This is a genomic window from Leucobacter sp. UCD-THU (genome assembly GCF_000349545.1).
Lineage (GTDB): Bacteria > Actinomycetota > Actinomycetes > Actinomycetales > Microbacteriaceae > Leucobacter > Leucobacter muris.
Window position 1 is genome coordinate 347,477 of record NZ_KB714599.1, and the last position, 15,901, is coordinate 363,377.

Consider the following 15,901-nt stretch of genomic DNA (forward strand, 5'->3'; position numbering starts at 1 on the left):
GGCTACCTGGGGATCAGAGACGGCGCGCGAGCGGGAGTGCGGCGGCAGCGAAGGCTTGGGCCTGCTGCGCTGCGAGCACCCGTGTCTCGAGCGCGGACTGGATCGCCGCCTGTTCCAGGCTCGAGACCGCCGCGTCGAGTTCAGCCTCGGTCGGTGCGCTCACCGAGACGAGTCCGGTATATCGCAGGACGCCATGACCGGTGACGAGGTCCTGCTCTTGTTGCAGCACGTCTCGTAGCTCGGCGGATTGACTGGCGTCCTCGATCTGCCCCATGCGCTTTCGTTGGGCGGAGTCGGAGATGTGCTCGACCTTCTGCTTCCGGATCTGTCGGGCAGCGACATCAGGGCGGATCGGTTCGTAGAGCACCGTGAATGCTCGTCGCGCGCCGCCGGTGAGCAGCAGGGGCGAGAGAAACCCCGGGTAGACCTCGGAACGCGGCCATTCCGACACCCACAGCACTCGATGGAATGCGGAGTCTGTTCGGATGCGGTCCCAATGCTCTTCGACGGCGACGGGACCTGCGGTAGCGAGCGATCGGCCCATCGTCTTGTTCCTCTCGAGGGTGGCCGCGATCCCCGGGTCGTAGGCGGAGCGGAGCATCACCGCGACCTTGCCCTCGTCGAGCCATGGCGAGGGCTGCAGGTCGGCGGCGCGCAGCGCATTCGAGACGGTCGCCATCTCTTGCCGGAGGACCGAGGCTGCTCCCGCCATTCCGCCCCCGGCCCGGCGGATCGCCTGGTGCGCGGCCCGCATGTCGAGCGACAGCGAGACGGTCGTGAGGTGGCGCTCCCCGGAAGGACCGGCCTGCTGGATCAACTCGTCGTAAACCCGTGAGACCCAGGAGTCGTCATGCGTGCCGCGTTCGCGCCACCACTCGCTGAGACCAGAACCCCCGTCGGGCAGCGTCTGCTCGAGGATCTGCAGGCGAGCGATGCGCCCGGATCGGCAGATCGTGGAGAGCACGCGCCCCCATCCGAGCACCCGGCGCTCCTGCTCACCGGGATCGAGGAGTACGAACGCGGGATGCCGTACTTCGCAGCACACCGTCAGCGTCGCCGCGTGCGGGTCATGGATCATGACAGCGTGCGATTCGGGGTCGAGGTACTGACGAAGCCTCGCCGCATCGCCGGGCAGCGCGAGGCTTCCGGCGGGGCGCGGCTTGCTGACTCGTGCACGGTACATGAGTTGACCTCCGAGGCTTCGCCGCGACCATTCCCATACCAACGGCACCCAAGAGATCGCCGGCCGTCCACCGATTCGCATCCACGTTGCCGCGAGGCCTCCACCCCAGATCGGCAGCGTCCAGATCAGGGCGTTCGCGCCGATCGTGTAGAGCGTCAGGATGAATGTCGCCACTGCGGTGCCGGCAGAGGCCAACTGCCCGGCGGTGAGAGACAGCAGAATTCCGCGTTGGGAGAGACGCGAGAACTTCACCGGCCGCAATGCCGGCCCGGCGTGAAGTGCGCGTGGGCTCATGATTCGCTCGCCCCCGAAGCCGGCGCGGACGGGGAGACGACCGTAGGCGGAGGGGCGGTTTGCTGGGAAGCCGGGGGCGGATCGGACTGCGCGGCCGAGACATGCCCTTCGGCCCCTTGGCCCACCGCGTTGCCGATGGCCGGTCCCGCCTCGGCGGTCTCCTTCACCACTTCAGCGACTACCAGGACGGGCGCGGCCACTCCTGCACTGCCCGCCTCCGCCCCGATGCCGGCCTCGGCCATCCCGGATTCCGTGCCGGCCTCGGCCATGCCCTCGGTCGGCGCGACCGCCCCGCTATTCCCCGGGACCGGGGCGTCCTCGCCGGTGGGCGATCCGGTATCGCCCGGTCCTGTGGCAGGCGGGTTGGGCGAGGACTCGCCGCTGCTTTTGCTGTCGAGAACCTTCTTGGCGGTGTCGGCGCTCGGCGGGCGGGTGATGATCGGCAGAGGGCGGTTCGCCGCATCCTTGGCTTCCTGCTCGGCGCTCATCGCCAGGTAGAGGTCCAGGCCGATGAAGCTGATCAGTTTATAGACAATGAACGGCGCAAAACCTGCGACGAGCATCAGGACGATCCCGGAGAGGGGTTCGGTGATCGCCCCCAGGTCGAGGGTGATCGGCGCGGCCATCTGCGCGGTCGCGACGAGGAAGATCACCACGACCACGAGCTTCGAGATCGCGAGCGCGAGCACGAAGGCGGCCCATTTTCCGACCCAGCCCTTGGTGGCCTCCCATACGGTTCCCGACAGCGCGAGCGGAGCCAGCACGATGCTCACCAGCAGAAGCACTTTTCGAGTCAACATGCTCATCCAGAGGATGAATGCGGCGGCCATCGCGAAGAAGGACACGAAGATCAGCAGCAGAATGCCCACGCCGGGTCCTCCGACCGTGAGGAGCCCGACGAGGCCGACCATCATCAACGAGGCCTTGTCTGCAAGCGTCTCCATCGTGTTGCCGGTGGCGTGGACGATCCCGATCGAGAGCTGATCGACAACCTCCAACACCATCGCCGTCAGGGTGAGAACCAGGAAGCCGCCGAGTACGGCGCGGGCCAGCCCGATCAGCGCGTACGACAGTGCGTGCGGGTCGCGTCGAATGAGGCCGGTGGCGAGCTGCAGGAAGAAGAACAGCAGGGCGACGGTGATCCCGATTCCGAAGAGCAGTTCGTAGACCGAGACGAAGGTCGGGGTGGTGACGTCCACCGCAGTGGTGGAGTCCATGACAAGCCAGACCGCCTCGACCATCCACTTCGCGGCGCCGGCCGCCCCTTGCCCGAGCATGTCGAACGGGGCAAGCATCACGCGCGCCTGGGTGTCGCCGACCGCCTCGCACACGTCCGAGATGCCGGGAATGTCGCAGATCGCCATCGTCGTCCTCGCTTCCGCTTGCCTGGCCTAGATCGTTTGCCCGATTCCCCACGCGAAATTGATCAACGCGACGGCCGCTCCCGAGAGAAGAGCAGCGGCGCAGGAGATCAGCACGCCGAGTTTGCCTCTCGCCGCCATGTGAGGATTTGCCGAATTCGCACCAAAACCCCAGATCACGGCAGAAACCAGGAGCGCCATGACGGAGAGGATCAGTGCGATCGTCATCGTCGCGCCGACGATCTTCTTGAGCGCTTCGATGCCGGGCAGGCCGTTGTCGTTCGGGGAGATGTTGACCTCTCCCGGAGTGATTGTGACGAGGGTGGAGAGTAGGTCGATGATCGGCAAGGCGGCCTCCAGATGCTTTCTGCGTCCGCGTTGGTGCGGAGGGGTCTCTCTGGAAGCGCCGGTTGCGGGCCACCCGTCATGTCGATGTGTTGCTCGGGCGGGCCTGGGCGTTTTCGAACCCTTTTTATCGGCCTGGAANGCGCGGTGGCAAAAAAGCAGTTCGAAAACGGGCATGAACGGTGCCCCCCGCAAGCGGGACCCCCCATTACAGGCCCTCCGTCCGGCACTCCCGCGTCGTCCACTCCGCTGCCGCGCTTCGCGAGCGACCGGCACCCGGCCGTCGCAGAACGGAGCATCCTCATGTCCACCAGCACTCTGAACGCGATCCTGATCACCCCGGGAAGGACGCGACCTGTTTCGATCCCGGTCCTCGAAGTCGGAGAGCGTATCCGCTACTTGATCGGCTGCGATGTGTTCGATGTCGTCGGCCTCGAGGAAGGGATCGATCTGTTCGTCGATGATGAGGGGCTGCTCGAGGAGCAGCCGGAGCTCAATCTCGCGGCGACGGTGGTCGCCCATCAGCTCGGGGCGCAGTCGGTGCTGTTCGGCTCGGTAGTCGCAGTCGGAGTCGATGCTGAGAGCGGGGAGACGGTCGGCTTGACGGCGGAGCAGATGCGCAGGGTTTTGGACGCGATGCGGACCAAGCCGAGTCGTGAGGTGTTGGAGCGGTTGTGCGAGAGCTTGGCACCATTCGAATCGGTGGTGCAGCTGCTGCGCGCGCATGGTTGACGGGTAGCACCTCGTGGAGGCGGGGCCGTTCGGCCCTGCCTCCACCGCTGTTCCTCAGAGGCTGTGGCCGGTGGTGATGAGGAAGTTCAGCCATGCGATGCCGCCGCCGCAGATGACGGAGGCGGCGACGGCGACCCAGAGGCCCGCGCGAGCTCGCGCCGCTCCCTGGTAGTTTCCGATCGCCGAAGCGATCGCCCAGGCGATCGCGGAGATGATGAGCATGAGCACTGCGAGCACGAGCACGAACGTCATCAGCGCCCCGATGGCGTGCCCCAGACCCCCGGCTTGGGACACGGCTCCGAAGTCGGGTTCGACCTCTGGGCCGTTCACGCGCCGCACCTCGCGCCGGAGTGCTCGCCGGCCTCCACCCCGACGGCACCGTGCTCTTGGAGCCAGACCAGTGAGTCGACGGCGGGCTGCCCCCATCCGCCGGGATGGATCTCGAAATGGAGGTGCGGCCCCGTACTCCAACCAGACGACCCGACATCGCCGATGTGCTGCCCGGCGGTCACGTGCTGGCCCGGGGTGACGTGGATGCCGTGATCCCACATGTGGAAGTAGGCAGACGCGACGCGCTGGCCGCCGACGGTGTGCTCGATGACGATCGCGTTGCCCCAGCCGGGCAGATAGCCGCCGACGGTCACGACGCCGTCGGCGACGGCGAGGAACCCGGTTCCGTCCGGGGCGGCGAAGTCCGTGCCGGTATGGAAGTCCTGGCGTGCCCCGGTCACCGGGTCGGTCCGCCATCCGAATCGTGAGGTGAGCTCCCCGACTCCGGCGGGCATGGGGGCGACCACCCGTGAGGTCTCGGCTACCGTGGTCGTGCCGCTGCCTGGTTTGCCGGTGCCGGGTCGAGGCCGCGTGAGGGTCGTGAGGATCGTCTCGGCGACGGGCTCGTAGTTCTGGTATCGAGTGGGGAAGGCGGAGACCTCGACCGACTGGGCGGCGGTGCCCGGGTCCATCTGCTTCCACCCGGGGATGTCCAAGAGGCCCCGCGGGCTCCCACCGTTGGGTCCCTGCGGCCCGCCGTAGAAGGCGCGCGCTTGATAGCGCGGATCCATCAGCTGCGCCACGGTGCCCCATCCCGATTGCGGACGCATCTGGAACAGTCCGAGAGAATCGTGGTCGGAGGCGTCGCCGTCGTGAGGGTAGTCCCCCGACTCGGGATAGGTGCCGGTGTTCGCGAGCATCCGCAGTGAGGACTCGGTGAGGGCTGCCATGAGCGCGACGGTGACGCCCGCCCGTTCGACACCGTCGGTTTGCCCGCCGACGGCGATGATAGTCGCCGCGTGCGTGAGCTGTGCCCGCGTCAACGTGATCTGTTCGCCGTTCTTCGTCGTCGCAGTGAGCGAGTCGGGAATCTCCCCGACGGTGAGCGAACCGGTCGAGCAGGCGGTCGTTGCGGGGTTGAGGAATACCGCGACCGAGAGGGTAGCTGCCGCCGGGGTGAGGAGGAGAGCGGCGACCGCGAGCAGCGCGATGATCCGTTTCATCGGAGCGGGCTCCCGAGCGCCGATAGGCGTAGGAGATGGCAGCTGCCGGTCTGCTCGGGGCAGGCGAGGAACAGCGTGAACGCGACCTCTTCGGTCGCCCGAGTGGGCTCACCCTGCCAGACGCCCGAGCGGATTCGGGTCGCGTCGACGGTGACGGCGACGGCACCGCCAGGAAGCTCGTCCGCGGATTCGGACGCGATCTTGTTCCAGCCGTCGGGCACTCGCGCGGTCCCGATGTCGAGGCTCTGCCGAGTGCGGTAGTCGCGGAGCTGCCCCCATTGATCGGTGGTGGGGAGGTAGTGCTGTAGATCCTGGTAGAGCCCCGGTGACTCGTAGCCGGTGGGGTCGCCGACCGCGGAGATGTGCTCGATGACGGGATCGGGGCCGGGAAGCTGCTGAGTATCCCACGTGAAGAGCGCGTCGGCGATGCTGCGTGCGAAGGCGACGGGGTCTCGGGTCTCCGCGAGTGGTTGCAGCTTCGGACCGCTGGTGACGTCCTCGTCGGCGCGGCCCGGCGAATCGATCGCGGCCGTCTGCTCGGTATGTTCGGGCTTCGGCGGTCCGGCGAGGAGACCGTAGACGCCGACGGCCGCACAGGCGGTGACGATGAGGCCGAGGGCAATGAGGATGGCGAGGGAGCGGCGAGTGACCTTCATGCCAGTGAAGCGCCACGAGGCGGCCACCCGTCGGGAGCGCTCACCGGACGCGTGCCTCGCGAACGGTTTCGTAGAAGGCCGTCGTCTGGGCGATCCATTCCTCGAACAGCTGCCATTGCTCATCGGTGAAGGCGGCACCGACCTCAGACGGATCGTAGTGCAGCCACCAGTAGTCGGTCTCGTGGAGCATCATCGCGAGCGCGCGCGGCGAGTACCGACGGGGCTCGGCAGGCGCGGCGCGCAGCGTCACGTCTTTCGGAGGCTTCGCAGGACGAGACCGGGCCGCTTTCGCGTGCCGCAGTGCGTCTCGGGCACGGGCAATGCGCTCATGGTTGTTCTCGGCCGCCGCCAGACGGGAGAGGGCGCGCGCGGTCTCTTCTCGCAGGGAGGTGGGCAATTCGGGCTCGGCGATCACCGCTTCGAGGAGGTGTTCGGCCTCGGCCGCCTTGACCTGCGCGTAGGGGCCGGTGACGGTGCGCTCCGACTCAATGACTTCGAGTTGTTCGCGCGCTATGTTCCGCAACGTCTCGGGGATCGCGGGGTCCTCGCTGAGCCGCTGAACCTCGAGTACCCGCTCGAGGGTGAGGTCGGAACGGGAGCCGGTGACTGCAAGCGCAGCGCGCTTGCCCGCGTTCCCGACCGGGGTGCCAACGGTTGGCAGGCCGGGGGAGGCCCCGAAGCGGGTGACCGCCATATTGCGCTGGGCCTCCTCCTGGTAGAGCTTCTTGAGCTCCTCGTAGATGCGTGCGGCCTCGATCGGCGAGTAGGACTTGCGGACCGCGTTCTCGTGCTGCTGCGCCAGCGCACGCTGCAGTTCGGTGGACAGGCCCGATCGCACCCAGACGCGGATGCGCCTCTTCCCGAGGCGGCGGCAGGCCTCGAGTCGACGCCATCCGCAGATGAGGTCGCCGTCTGGGGTGATGGTGACGGGTTGCAAGAGGCCGAGTTCCGAGATCGAGTCGCAGAGTTCGGTGAGGTCGCCGAGATCCTGCCGCAGCCGGTCGGCGACGCGAATCGAATCGACAGCACGTTCGACTTCCACCATTCCTTCCATGCTGCTGCGCTCATTTCCGGGGCCGAAGATCGAAGATGTCGATGATGAGCCGATCGTCACGGAGGAGCTCGTCGATGACGTCGACCGGCGTCAGGCCTCGCTCGAGCTCGAGCACGATGCGAGCGATGAGGCCGCGGCGGCCGGGTAGGCCGGGGCCGCCGGGCGTTCCCACCAGGATCCGGGCGAGGCCGCGCCAGGTAGCGAGATCGAGATCGAGCAGGACCGGGGCGGCCTGGTCGCGACGCAGGTACTGATAGGCCCGGCCGGCGTCCATCGCGGTCATCATCCGGGCCAGCACGTATTCCGTCGCGGCCTGTGCGAGTTTCCGATCCCAGCTCAGGCAGGCGAAGAGCCCGACGATCGTGAACTGGACCTGCGCCAGGAGCGGCGAGCTGTCGGGCTCCGTCTCGGGACCCGGGGAGAGGACGCTGTAGAGGTAGTCCTCGTGTTCTCCGGCGCGGATGGGCCGATCGAGGTCGGTGACATCCTCCTTCTGAGCGCGCGTCGGGGAGATGAGGAGCCGTTCCGCTTGGCTTTCGGCGATCATCGCGGCCCGCACGGCGACGGTCACGATCGCCCACGGCTTCTCCGCGCTGAGAATGTAGTCGCGGCGCATCACGACGAAGGCGGCCGCTGCGGCTTCGCCGGGGTCGCGATTCCATTTGCGGGCGAGACGCTCGTAGCGTCGCATGGTGTATTCGATGAGGGCGCGTGCTTCGGGGTCGCGCTGCCACAGTTCCGGACGCTCGGCCAGGCGGCCGAGCAGCTTGCGCAGCCCTTCGTCCGTGGTGAAGGCGTCGTCTGCGGGATGGGTCTGGCTCGGGTACATGATTCCTCCTTGAATCAGAGGCGCCGGCCCGACGTCACCCGGGACGCCGGGCCGGATTAGGGAAGGCCCGGGGTCTGAGCCTCGGGAGAAGTGGGAGCCGGAGCGCGGCGTCCGAAGGAGCGCGGATCCGGGAGACGGCGCAGCTGTTGCGCCGCCTGGGTGCGCACGGTGCGGAGCATGGTGCGGTAACGGTCGTGCATGAGCATGTGCAGCTGGGCGCTTCCGCGGAAGCTGACGCTCGCGGCGCGCATGGCCAGATCCGTGGGACGCTCCCATCGCACCTGGAGCTTGCCGGCGTCTCCGCTTTCGCGATTCGTCGCGGACTCGTCCCGCTGTATCGAGGGGTCGCCCAGTTCGAACAGTTCTTCGCTCGCAGTAGCAGCGGAGGTCGATGCGGGCGCGGGAGATTGCTCCTTCGGGGCCGCCGTGAGTCGGTCAGCCCAGGAGAGGGGAGTTGAAGTGTATTCGTCAGGCATTGGCGTTCTCGCTTTCGGTCGATGGTTCGGGGCCGGTGGTCGTCGGGCGCCGCTCCGCGTCGGCGATCCATCGGCTCACTGTGGCGCGGTGAGGGCCGTCGAGCCGGTCGGCGATCTGCCGACTCGTGAATCCTTCCCGGTGCAGGCGCAACGCCTCGGCGCGCTGGCCTGGATTCCTCGACCGCCCAGAATGCGACGAAGATGTCGGGCGCAATACGACCTCGCGCCCGACCGGGCGCCCAGCGTCTTCAAGGCGGGTGACTTCGGGCCGCGTCGCCGCGAGCCGCGGCGGCCCGGTCACCGAGGCGCGCGGTTCTGTTGAGGTATGCGACGCGGTTGCACTCAGTTCGGGGGCCCTGGACGTCGCTGGATCCGGTCGCGCAGGCATGGTGCGCCGGATCAGGAGCACGGTCAGGTGGGTGACCGAGATGAGGATCAAGGGCGGCACCGCAGCGATCGCGCCCGCGAGGGCCGGGGCGACGGTATCGGGTGCCCGCACCACTGCGTGCGCGATGTTGGCGATCACGGAGACTCCTGCCGAGGCCGCGAGCAATACCCAGGGGTAGGCTGCGGCCCGTCGGCCGTATTGGTCGAGGGCGAAGGCGGCGCGGGTCGCCATCACGATCATTCCGTCGACGATGACCGCCCAAATCCAGGCCTGCTCTTCGGGCACTCCCGCGAGGCCCGCCAGATCGGTGAGCGCACCGAAGGAGAGCACGAAGGCCCCCACGCCGATGACGACCGTGCCTGCGATCGCGTCTGCCGCGACCCATTTTCTTCGCGGCGCGTCCTTCTCGCTCATAGCCGCACCGCCTCGGTTTCCGCCAGAGTCGGCCGAGCGGCTGGACGGCTCTGCTGCGCGCAGGTTCTCGTCTGGGGCGCTTCGTTGGTTGGACTTGGAGGTGGTGGACTGCCGTCTCCGCCGACTGGCTCGGGAAGTCGGTCGAGCAGTTTCAGGACGATTCTTCGGACTCGTTCCCCGGTACGCCGGATCACCTCTGCAGGCTCCACGTCTTTGACTGTCGATGCCCAACCGGCGACATATGGCACGGAGGAGGGGCCACTGTCGAGGCCATAGATCGCGCAGACCATCGCGGCCGCAGACTCGGCCTCGACCTCGCGAATCCCGCGATGCGGCTCGCGCCCCTCGGCTTCGGGGTCGTGCATGAGGATGTGCCCGACCTCGTGGGCGAGCACTGCGACGCGCTCAGCGTCCTCGGCGTCGGCGCGTATGATCGTCTCCCGCGTCGTGTAATCGGTGACCCCGTCGGCGCCATCCAACGCGAGGACGTTCGGCGCGTTGCGGAGCGTGAAGCCTTGCTGTCCGACCTCGGCAGCGAGGCCATCCCAGAGCCCGGCCGGCGCGGCACCCACGAGCACTGCGGGCCGCGGCCGTTCCGGCACCGGCTCTCCATCGGTCTGAGACACATCCCAGACCTTCCCATAGGTGACATTGACCATCTTCTCCCGGACGGTTTCCCCGGGTCGGGGCTTCTCGCGCGACCCAAGCTTGCGCCACCGGCCCGAGGCGGGGTTCGTCGCGGCGTAGCGTTCGACCACCGGTTTGCGCACCAGGTATCCGGTCTGCTCTTTCGCCGGCCATCTCCCGAGTTTGCGCCAATCCGAGCGCCCCGCAACATAGCTCGGATACGGGGTGGGCACGCGCCCTTCCGAATAGGCGTTGAGATGCTGCACCTGGATCAGGAGCGTGTTCAAGAAGCTCCGGCCACGGAACTGGGCGGCGAAGCGCATCGCTTCCAGCCACTGATCCCCGGTCACCAGCTCATCGACGCGGCGGGTGAGCTGCGATTCCATCTGCTCGAGATTCGCTTCGCGCACGGCTCGCGCTTCTTCGGGCGTGTACGGCTTCCAGGCCACGGCTCCCACCTCCTCGCACGACGACGTTCGCGCCGCAAGGCGGCGCTTAGCCATGAGGTGCCGATCCGCGTTCACCCGATACTGCTGATCCTTCCGGATCGCTCCCCCAGGGGCGACGAGGGTGAGGGGTAGCCCTCAATGGTCATATGATGCTGCGCCACGCCCGAAACGGGCGTGAATCTGCGCGCTCACCGTCGGTTTCTGAACGCTGACCAACGCTCTGTCAGCGCCCAACGTGACACGGAGGCTTCGATACGTCCTGATCGATACATCGAGACCTGGTCTCGGCTGAGGCAATCCTCTCGGATTGCCTTCCGGCCCCGAGATGATACGGGACCGCTTCGCCGCGTCAAGGCACGCAAAACTTTTCGGCCGCGCTGCGCTTATTTCGGCCGAAAACTTTTGCTCTGCGGCCTTGACCCGGCTGCGCCGGTCCCGTCTTTCGGCGAGTGCCGAAAGGCAATTGCGAGTTGGAGGGTGCCCGACCTCGGACGCCCCCGCGCGCTACTCACCGGAAGGAACGAAACCATGTCCACCACCACCGAAGCCCAGGCCGTCACCCTGCAGATCGTGGATGCCCGCGAAGTCGTGATCGACGCGAACATCCGCACGAACGTCAAGCTCGACCGCCCGTTCGTCGCATCGGTCAAGCGGCACGGCGTCATCGCCCCCGTCATCGGGCACCCCGCAGACGGAGGCCGTGTGCGGATCGAGGACGGGCAGCGCCGCATCCTCGCCGCCATCGAAGCGGAGCGCTACGACGTGCCCGCCTATATCGTGCCCGAGAACGACAACGACGCCATGCGGATCGTGAGGCAGCTCATCGCCAACGAGCACCGCGCCGACTTGGACGAAACCGAGCGCGTCGCCGCCTGGCGGCAGCTCGAACTCGAAGGCATGAGCGTTACCGCCATCGCCCGCGCCGTGGGCGAGAAGCCCAAGCGCGTCAAGGCCGGTCTCGCCGTAGCCGCGAGCGAGAGCGCCACGAAGGAGGTGATCGAGCATCAGGTCACGCTCGACCAGGCCCTCGCTATCGCAGAATTCGAGGACGACCCCGAGGCCACGAAGCGTCTCCGCCGCACGGCCCAGTACGATCCCGAACAGTTCGAGCACGAAGCCCAGCGGCTGCGCGACCGCCGCGCCGAACGCGAGGAGGCCGAAGCCCTCATCAAGGCCTACGCCGAGCAGGGCTTCCAGCAGATCGACTGGCCCCGCTACGACGACAAGGCCACCCTCCCGTTCCGCGACCTCACCAAGAAGGACGGTACCCCGATCGCCGAGGACAACTACCTCGGCGGGAACGGCCACCGCTTCGCCGTACGCCAGGCCTGGAACGGCATCGAGGTCGGGCACTTCGTCACCGACTGGCGCAAGTGGGGCCTCAAGAAGCGCAAGGCCGACGGCACCCCCTCGCTCCCGATGAGCGACGAAGAGAAGGCCGAACGCCGCCGCGTCATCACCAACAACCGCCTCTGGAAGTCGGCAGAAACCGTGCGCCGCACCTGGCTGCGGAACTTCCTGAGCCGCAAGACCGCCCCCAAGAACGCTACCGCGTTCGTCGCCGCCACCTTCATCGACGGCCGTGGCATCCTCAACAACGCCATCAGCGACCATCACGCCCTCGCGAGCGACCTGCTCGGCCTGCCGAAGTTCCAGTGGGGCCAGCCCAATCCGATCCTCTCGCACATCGAGAAGCAGCCCGCTCGCACGACGATGGCGCTCCTCGCCGTCTCCGTCGCCGCCCACGAGGCCGCGACCGGCACCCACACCTGGCGCAGGCCCGGCGCGGAGATGGAGCACTACTTCCGGGCACTCGCCGGATGGGGATACCCCCTCTCTGACGTGGAGAACATCGTGATCGGCATCGAACCCGAGGCCGACACGGAGAACGACCAGGAGGAGGAAGCGCCCAGCGCCGATGAGAACAGCGAGGCTGACGATTCGAGTACCGCCGCGGGCGACGTGACCAGCCGCGAGCAGAAGAAGGCCAGCGGTGAGGGCGAACCGCCCGAGGAGGAGGGCGCACCCGCCGAAGCGGCAGATGAGGCGAGCGACAAGAGCGAGGCCGCGTCAGCGGGACACCCCGACGAAGGCGCAACCGTGACGGTATAGCAGCGACCGCCTGACATGCGGGGGCCGGAACTTCCGGCCCCCGCACTTTCATGCGAACGGAGCACCGACATGACCCAGGACCTATCCGACGACCTCACCGCACGCATCGCGCTGGCCGCCGCCACCGATATCGGAGACCAGTACACCCACCGAATCGTCGCCCGGTACGGTCCATCGGGTGCCCTCGATCTGGCGCAGCGCGGCACCGTTCCATCAGGCCTCACTCGCAGCGGCTTCGACTCCTGGCGCACCCAAATCCTCGCCCGGCACAATCCCTACGTTGTGCAACAGGCCATCGCCTTGGGCGAGGAACACCGACTCACGATGCTCACCCCGGACGATCCGGCCTGGCAGAACTCTGGAATTGCTGATCTGGGAAGCAGAGCACCGCTCGCGCTCTGGACGCAAGGAGACGAGAGTCTTCTCGACCGCCCACGTCAGCAACGACTCACCGTCACTGGTGCTCGCGCCAACACCTCATACGGCCAGCACGCCACCGACACCATCATCCAAGAACTTGCCGCCGATGATGAAAACTACGTCATCGTCGCCGGCGGCGCTTACGGCATCGACCGATCCGCTCATCAGGCCGCGATAGCAGCACGAACGCACACCATCGCCGTGCTTCCTTCAGGAATTGATCGTCCCTACCCTCAGGGCAACCGCGAACTCCTGTCACGGCTCGGCCACAGCGGGCAGCTCCTTCTCAGCGAAACGCCGCCGGGAATGGTGCCTACCAGGCACCGCCTCGAGGAGAGACACCGGCTCATGGCCGCGATCTCCTCGGCCGTCGTCGTTGTCGAAGCGGGTTCACGCTCGAGCACGTTCTTCGTCGTCGATGCAGCGGAAGCGCTCCACCGTCCGATCGGTGCCGTTCCGGGCCCCGTGACCAGCGCCACGAGCAATGGCCCCCACCTCCTCATTCGAGACGGCAGAGCTTCGCTCGTGACCTCCGGCGCAGACGTCCGCCGCCTGATCGAGACGGGGACATCCCGCCCACCCGCCCTGCAGCGCGACGCGCGAAGCGCGCGTCGTCAGGCTCCCTTGGCGGACGTTCGAAGCTTCGGAAACGCCCAATCGAGAGACCAAGGGACGAGCGGCCTGACCAGATAGGCCGAAGGTCCAGTCGTCATGCTTCGGCGACGGGAGGGCAGACGAAAACTCTCCTCACTCATCGGCGCCTTACGGTGGGCCTTCGATGCCATTGGGAGGTTCTGCTGCCTTTTCCGACCGGCCCCGTGCAGACGTCTCGGCTTCGCAGGCTACGGGACGAGCATCGCCTCCGGCCATCGCCGCGCCCGCCCAAGGTCGGCGCGTCGCTTGCCTCCGACGCCGCTCGCCCCGTGGCCGCCTGGCGCCGAAACGCCCACACGGGGCCGGCAGAAAGGGGCAGTCATCATGAGCGCCTACCTCGTCAGCATTCACCACATCCGAGCTCTTGTAAACGCAGGCCTTGCGACGCCCGCAAACGGCTGGGGGCCTCTGTCCTGGTCGGCCGGAGCCGGCAGCAATGTCCGAATGACGCTGACACCCGAAACCGCAGAACGAACCGGGGCAATGCTGCTCGCAGAGAACATGCGATCCGTGAACTACCGCTACGACGAAGACGAGATTGAAACGGTCTACACCCACGGACCGTCCAGTAGGAGAAGCCCCACCGAGATACTCAAAGCGATCGCCTGCTACGAGTATCAGACCTGCGAAAGCGTCGATTGGGCAGAAACCGAAGCTCACGACTTTTGCCGCCAGCTCCGAATCGAGATGATCCACTCCCTGCTGGGGTATGCCGATATCCCTTGGGGTATCGACGAACCCTAAGAGGAGATCGGGGCTTTTCGAACGTGTTTTTCATGGACGCGTGCGGAGTCGACCACAGCGAGCTCAAGCAGACCGAGTTCTACGTGAGCCACGAGGCCCTGCTGCTCGACTACGAGCGNACGCCGAAGGCAAAAGCGCTTCGAAAACGGTATCTCGGCCCGCCTCACCCCGACCAGAGGCCCACCTTCCGGGCGGTGGCTTGCGCCTCAAGGACCGCCGACATACCATCTATTCGAAAGTTTGTTCGAATGCGAGGTGTGGGGATGCGAGTGGATGATGACGTGGTAGCAATCCAGTTCGAGCATGAGATCCCGAGCGTACTCGAGTGGGAAGGGCAGTGCTGGGAGGTGATTGACGAGCCGACTGTGCTTCTGGGCGAACCGGAGTGGCTACATCCGCTCATCACTCATCCACCGACTCTGCGGATCGGCTGGCGCTTTACTGCGCGTCCTGCCCGCGGCGAGACTCGCGTCTTTGACCTGCTCCGAGTTGAAGATCGTGGATGGAGGGTGTGCTGTGTTTGAGACTAGGCCAACCGAGGGAGACCTGCCTGAGGGATTCGAACTACGAGAAATGCCGCGCAATTTCCGAAAGGATCCGATTCGATGGGAGGTGTTGTTCAAGGGCGAACCGATCGGCTACTTGCGGCCACACCGAATCGGACGATGTACCTACCCGTTTTATGAGGCGGTTGGCTATTTTCCCGGTAGCGGAGAACTCGTCAGCCTTGAGAGCTCACCCTATGTTTCGGAGCGATGCGAGGTGCTGCTGCGTTTTCAAGAATCACCGCAGTCATCGGTGCACTTGCCCCGCCACCTATGCGCCGAATGACGCGCCGAAGTTGCGCGGTGCGATTGGCGCACTAGTTTGGCGCGTTGCTCTTTGGCGCATTTTGTGGCGCAATGCGATGTCCCGATGCGCCAATGGGCGCTTCCCAACGGTCTGTGCAGGCATCTTCGCCAGACGGGTTGAACGCAACCGTTCGAACCCCGCTGCCTGGACGAACGTCTGTCTCTCGCCTCGCGCCTTCTCAAGACCATTTGCATTGCTGCTGAAGTCATTGTCCGAAGAGCAACCGTCAGTGCATCGTATTCTGCTTCATCCCACCGCCCGAGGGGCCCGAGATGCTAGATCCAACGTCTCTCAAAACCCGTTAGACACCTCTTGCAGTTGGGCGAGAAAGGCCGCGGGTAGACCCTGGGTTGACATGCTGGGCAAGCGCATCCGAACACGTTAACTTCCACCCGACTGGTTACCGGCGAGTGAAGTGGGCTGAAGGCGACGCATCGATGAGGTCGCGATCCTACGCGTAGGCTGATAGATCAATCGACGCACTCTGTGCAACACTGTTACTGGGACGCATAGCCAAGGTGTCTCGGAATGCTTGCCACGGTCAGTAGCGTCGAGTCAGACTGCCACTCCGGTCTTGGCGCAGGCATCCGCGTAGCTATGACCAGTCCCACCCCAATGGAAAGAGGTTTATCATCGTGCCTGCAGATCGTGCAGAAAGTGGCTCTCAGGCTCTTGATAGGGTGCTGGCGGCTCTCACGCTACTAACCGATGGCCCGAAATCCATCAGTGAAGTAGCGCGCGCTCTCGGGGTACACCGGTCGACAGCGTTGCGCCTGCTGAGAGCGCTCGAAGAGCGAAGATTCGCTCGGCGAGATCGT

The 15,901-nt window shown here is 66.3% G+C and carries 16 protein-coding genes and 1 pseudogene; 6 read left to right on the forward strand and 11 right to left on the reverse strand.

The window, feature by feature from the left end:
- Positions 1-13: 13 nt before the first annotated feature.
- From H490_RS19100 to H490_RS19110, 3 genes are read right to left on the reverse strand one after another with little or no spacing between them, the layout of a single operon-like run.
- On the reverse strand, positions 14-1,477 hold the full coding sequence (locus tag H490_RS19100; RefSeq protein WP_031289640.1) for an SCO6880 family protein: 1,464 nt from the start codon (positions 1,475-1,477) through the stop codon (positions 14-16).
- Positions 1,474-2,841, reverse strand: a complete 1,368-nt coding sequence (locus H490_RS19105) for a hypothetical protein (protein WP_017883014.1) — start codon at positions 2,839-2,841, stop codon at positions 1,474-1,476. Before H490_RS19105 ends, H490_RS19100 begins: the two co-directional genes overlap by 4 nt.
- Positions 2,842-2,868: 27 nt before the next feature.
- Positions 2,869-3,186, reverse strand: coding sequence for a DUF6112 family protein (locus tag H490_RS19110; protein ID WP_017883015.1), 318 nt, complete (start codon positions 3,184-3,186; stop codon positions 2,869-2,871).
- Between the two features lie 300 nt (positions 3,187-3,486).
- Here H490_RS19110 and H490_RS32260 point away from each other — a divergent pair, with 300 nt between their 5' ends.
- On the forward strand, positions 3,487-3,915 hold the full coding sequence (locus H490_RS32260; protein WP_017883016.1) for a DUF3846 domain-containing protein: 429 nt from the start codon (positions 3,487-3,489) through the stop codon (positions 3,913-3,915).
- 54 nt (positions 3,916-3,969) lie between these two features.
- On the opposite strand, the gene H490_RS19115 is transcribed toward H490_RS32260, so the two are convergent.
- From H490_RS19115 to H490_RS19145, 8 genes are all read right to left on the reverse strand, one after another.
- Positions 3,970-4,245: a DUF6112 family protein gene (locus H490_RS19115; protein WP_041205009.1), complete on the reverse strand. Its 276-nt coding sequence runs from the start codon at positions 4,243-4,245 to the stop codon at positions 3,970-3,972.
- A complete protein-coding gene (locus H490_RS19120) occupies positions 4,242-5,408 on the reverse strand; it encodes a M23 family metallopeptidase (protein ID WP_017883018.1) in 1,167 nt (388 codons plus the stop codon). The genes H490_RS19115 and H490_RS19120 overlap by 4 nt, the downstream gene beginning before the upstream one ends.
- Complete coding sequence (locus H490_RS19125; RefSeq protein ID WP_031289644.1) at positions 5,405-6,064, reverse strand: hypothetical protein; 660 nt, start codon at positions 6,062-6,064, stop codon at positions 5,405-5,407. Before H490_RS19125 ends, H490_RS19120 begins: the two co-directional genes overlap by 4 nt.
- 40 nt (positions 6,065-6,104) lie before the next feature.
- Complete coding sequence (locus H490_RS30990; protein ID WP_152424168.1) at positions 6,105-7,178, reverse strand: ParB/RepB/Spo0J family partition protein; 1,074 nt, start codon at positions 7,176-7,178, stop codon at positions 6,105-6,107.
- Positions 7,129-7,947, reverse strand: coding sequence for a hypothetical protein (locus tag H490_RS19130; protein WP_017883021.1), 819 nt, complete (start codon positions 7,945-7,947; stop codon positions 7,129-7,131). The genes H490_RS30990 and H490_RS19130 overlap by 50 nt, the downstream gene beginning before the upstream one ends.
- A gap of 56 nt (positions 7,948-8,003) precedes the next feature.
- Positions 8,004-8,198: a hypothetical protein gene (locus tag H490_RS19135; RefSeq protein ID WP_017883022.1), complete on the reverse strand. Its 195-nt coding sequence runs from the start codon at positions 8,196-8,198 to the stop codon at positions 8,004-8,006.
- A gap of 217 nt (positions 8,199-8,415) precedes the next feature.
- Positions 8,416-9,225 (reverse strand): DUF2637 domain-containing protein, encoded by an 810-nt coding sequence (locus tag H490_RS19140; protein WP_017883023.1) that lies wholly within the window; start codon positions 9,223-9,225, stop codon positions 8,416-8,418.
- Positions 9,222-10,301 (reverse strand): ArdC-like ssDNA-binding domain-containing protein, encoded by a 1,080-nt coding sequence (locus H490_RS19145; RefSeq protein WP_041205011.1) that lies wholly within the window; start codon positions 10,299-10,301, stop codon positions 9,222-9,224. The genes H490_RS19140 and H490_RS19145 overlap by 4 nt, the downstream gene beginning before the upstream one ends.
- Positions 10,302-10,829: 528 nt before the next feature.
- Here H490_RS19145 and H490_RS30995 point away from each other — a divergent pair.
- The 5 genes and pseudogenes from H490_RS30995 to H490_RS33035 all read left to right on the forward strand — a co-directional run.
- Positions 10,830-12,413, forward strand: coding sequence for a ParB/RepB/Spo0J family partition protein (locus tag H490_RS30995; protein WP_017883025.1), 1,584 nt, complete (start codon positions 10,830-10,832; stop codon positions 12,411-12,413).
- A gap of 69 nt (positions 12,414-12,482) precedes the next feature.
- Entirely contained in the window at positions 12,483-13,526 is a 1,044-nt protein-coding gene (locus tag H490_RS19150) for a DNA-processing protein DprA (RefSeq protein ID WP_017883026.1), read from the forward strand.
- A 285-nt stretch (positions 13,527-13,811) separates the two neighbouring features.
- The gene (locus tag H490_RS31950; RefSeq protein ID WP_152424169.1) at positions 13,812-14,231 is read left to right on the forward strand and encodes a hypothetical protein; all 420 of its coding nucleotides are present in this window, start codon (positions 13,812-13,814) and stop codon (positions 14,229-14,231) included.
- A 32-nt stretch (positions 14,232-14,263) separates the two neighbouring features.
- Positions 14,264-14,755, forward strand: a complete 492-nt coding sequence (locus H490_RS33030) for a hypothetical protein (RefSeq protein ID WP_416371686.1) — start codon at positions 14,264-14,266, stop codon at positions 14,753-14,755.
- 1,008 nt (positions 14,756-15,763) lie between these two features.
- Positions 15,764-15,886: pseudogene (locus H490_RS33035) on the forward strand (helix-turn-helix domain-containing protein); the annotation flags it as partial.
- Between the last annotated feature and the right edge of the window lie 15 nt (positions 15,887-15,901).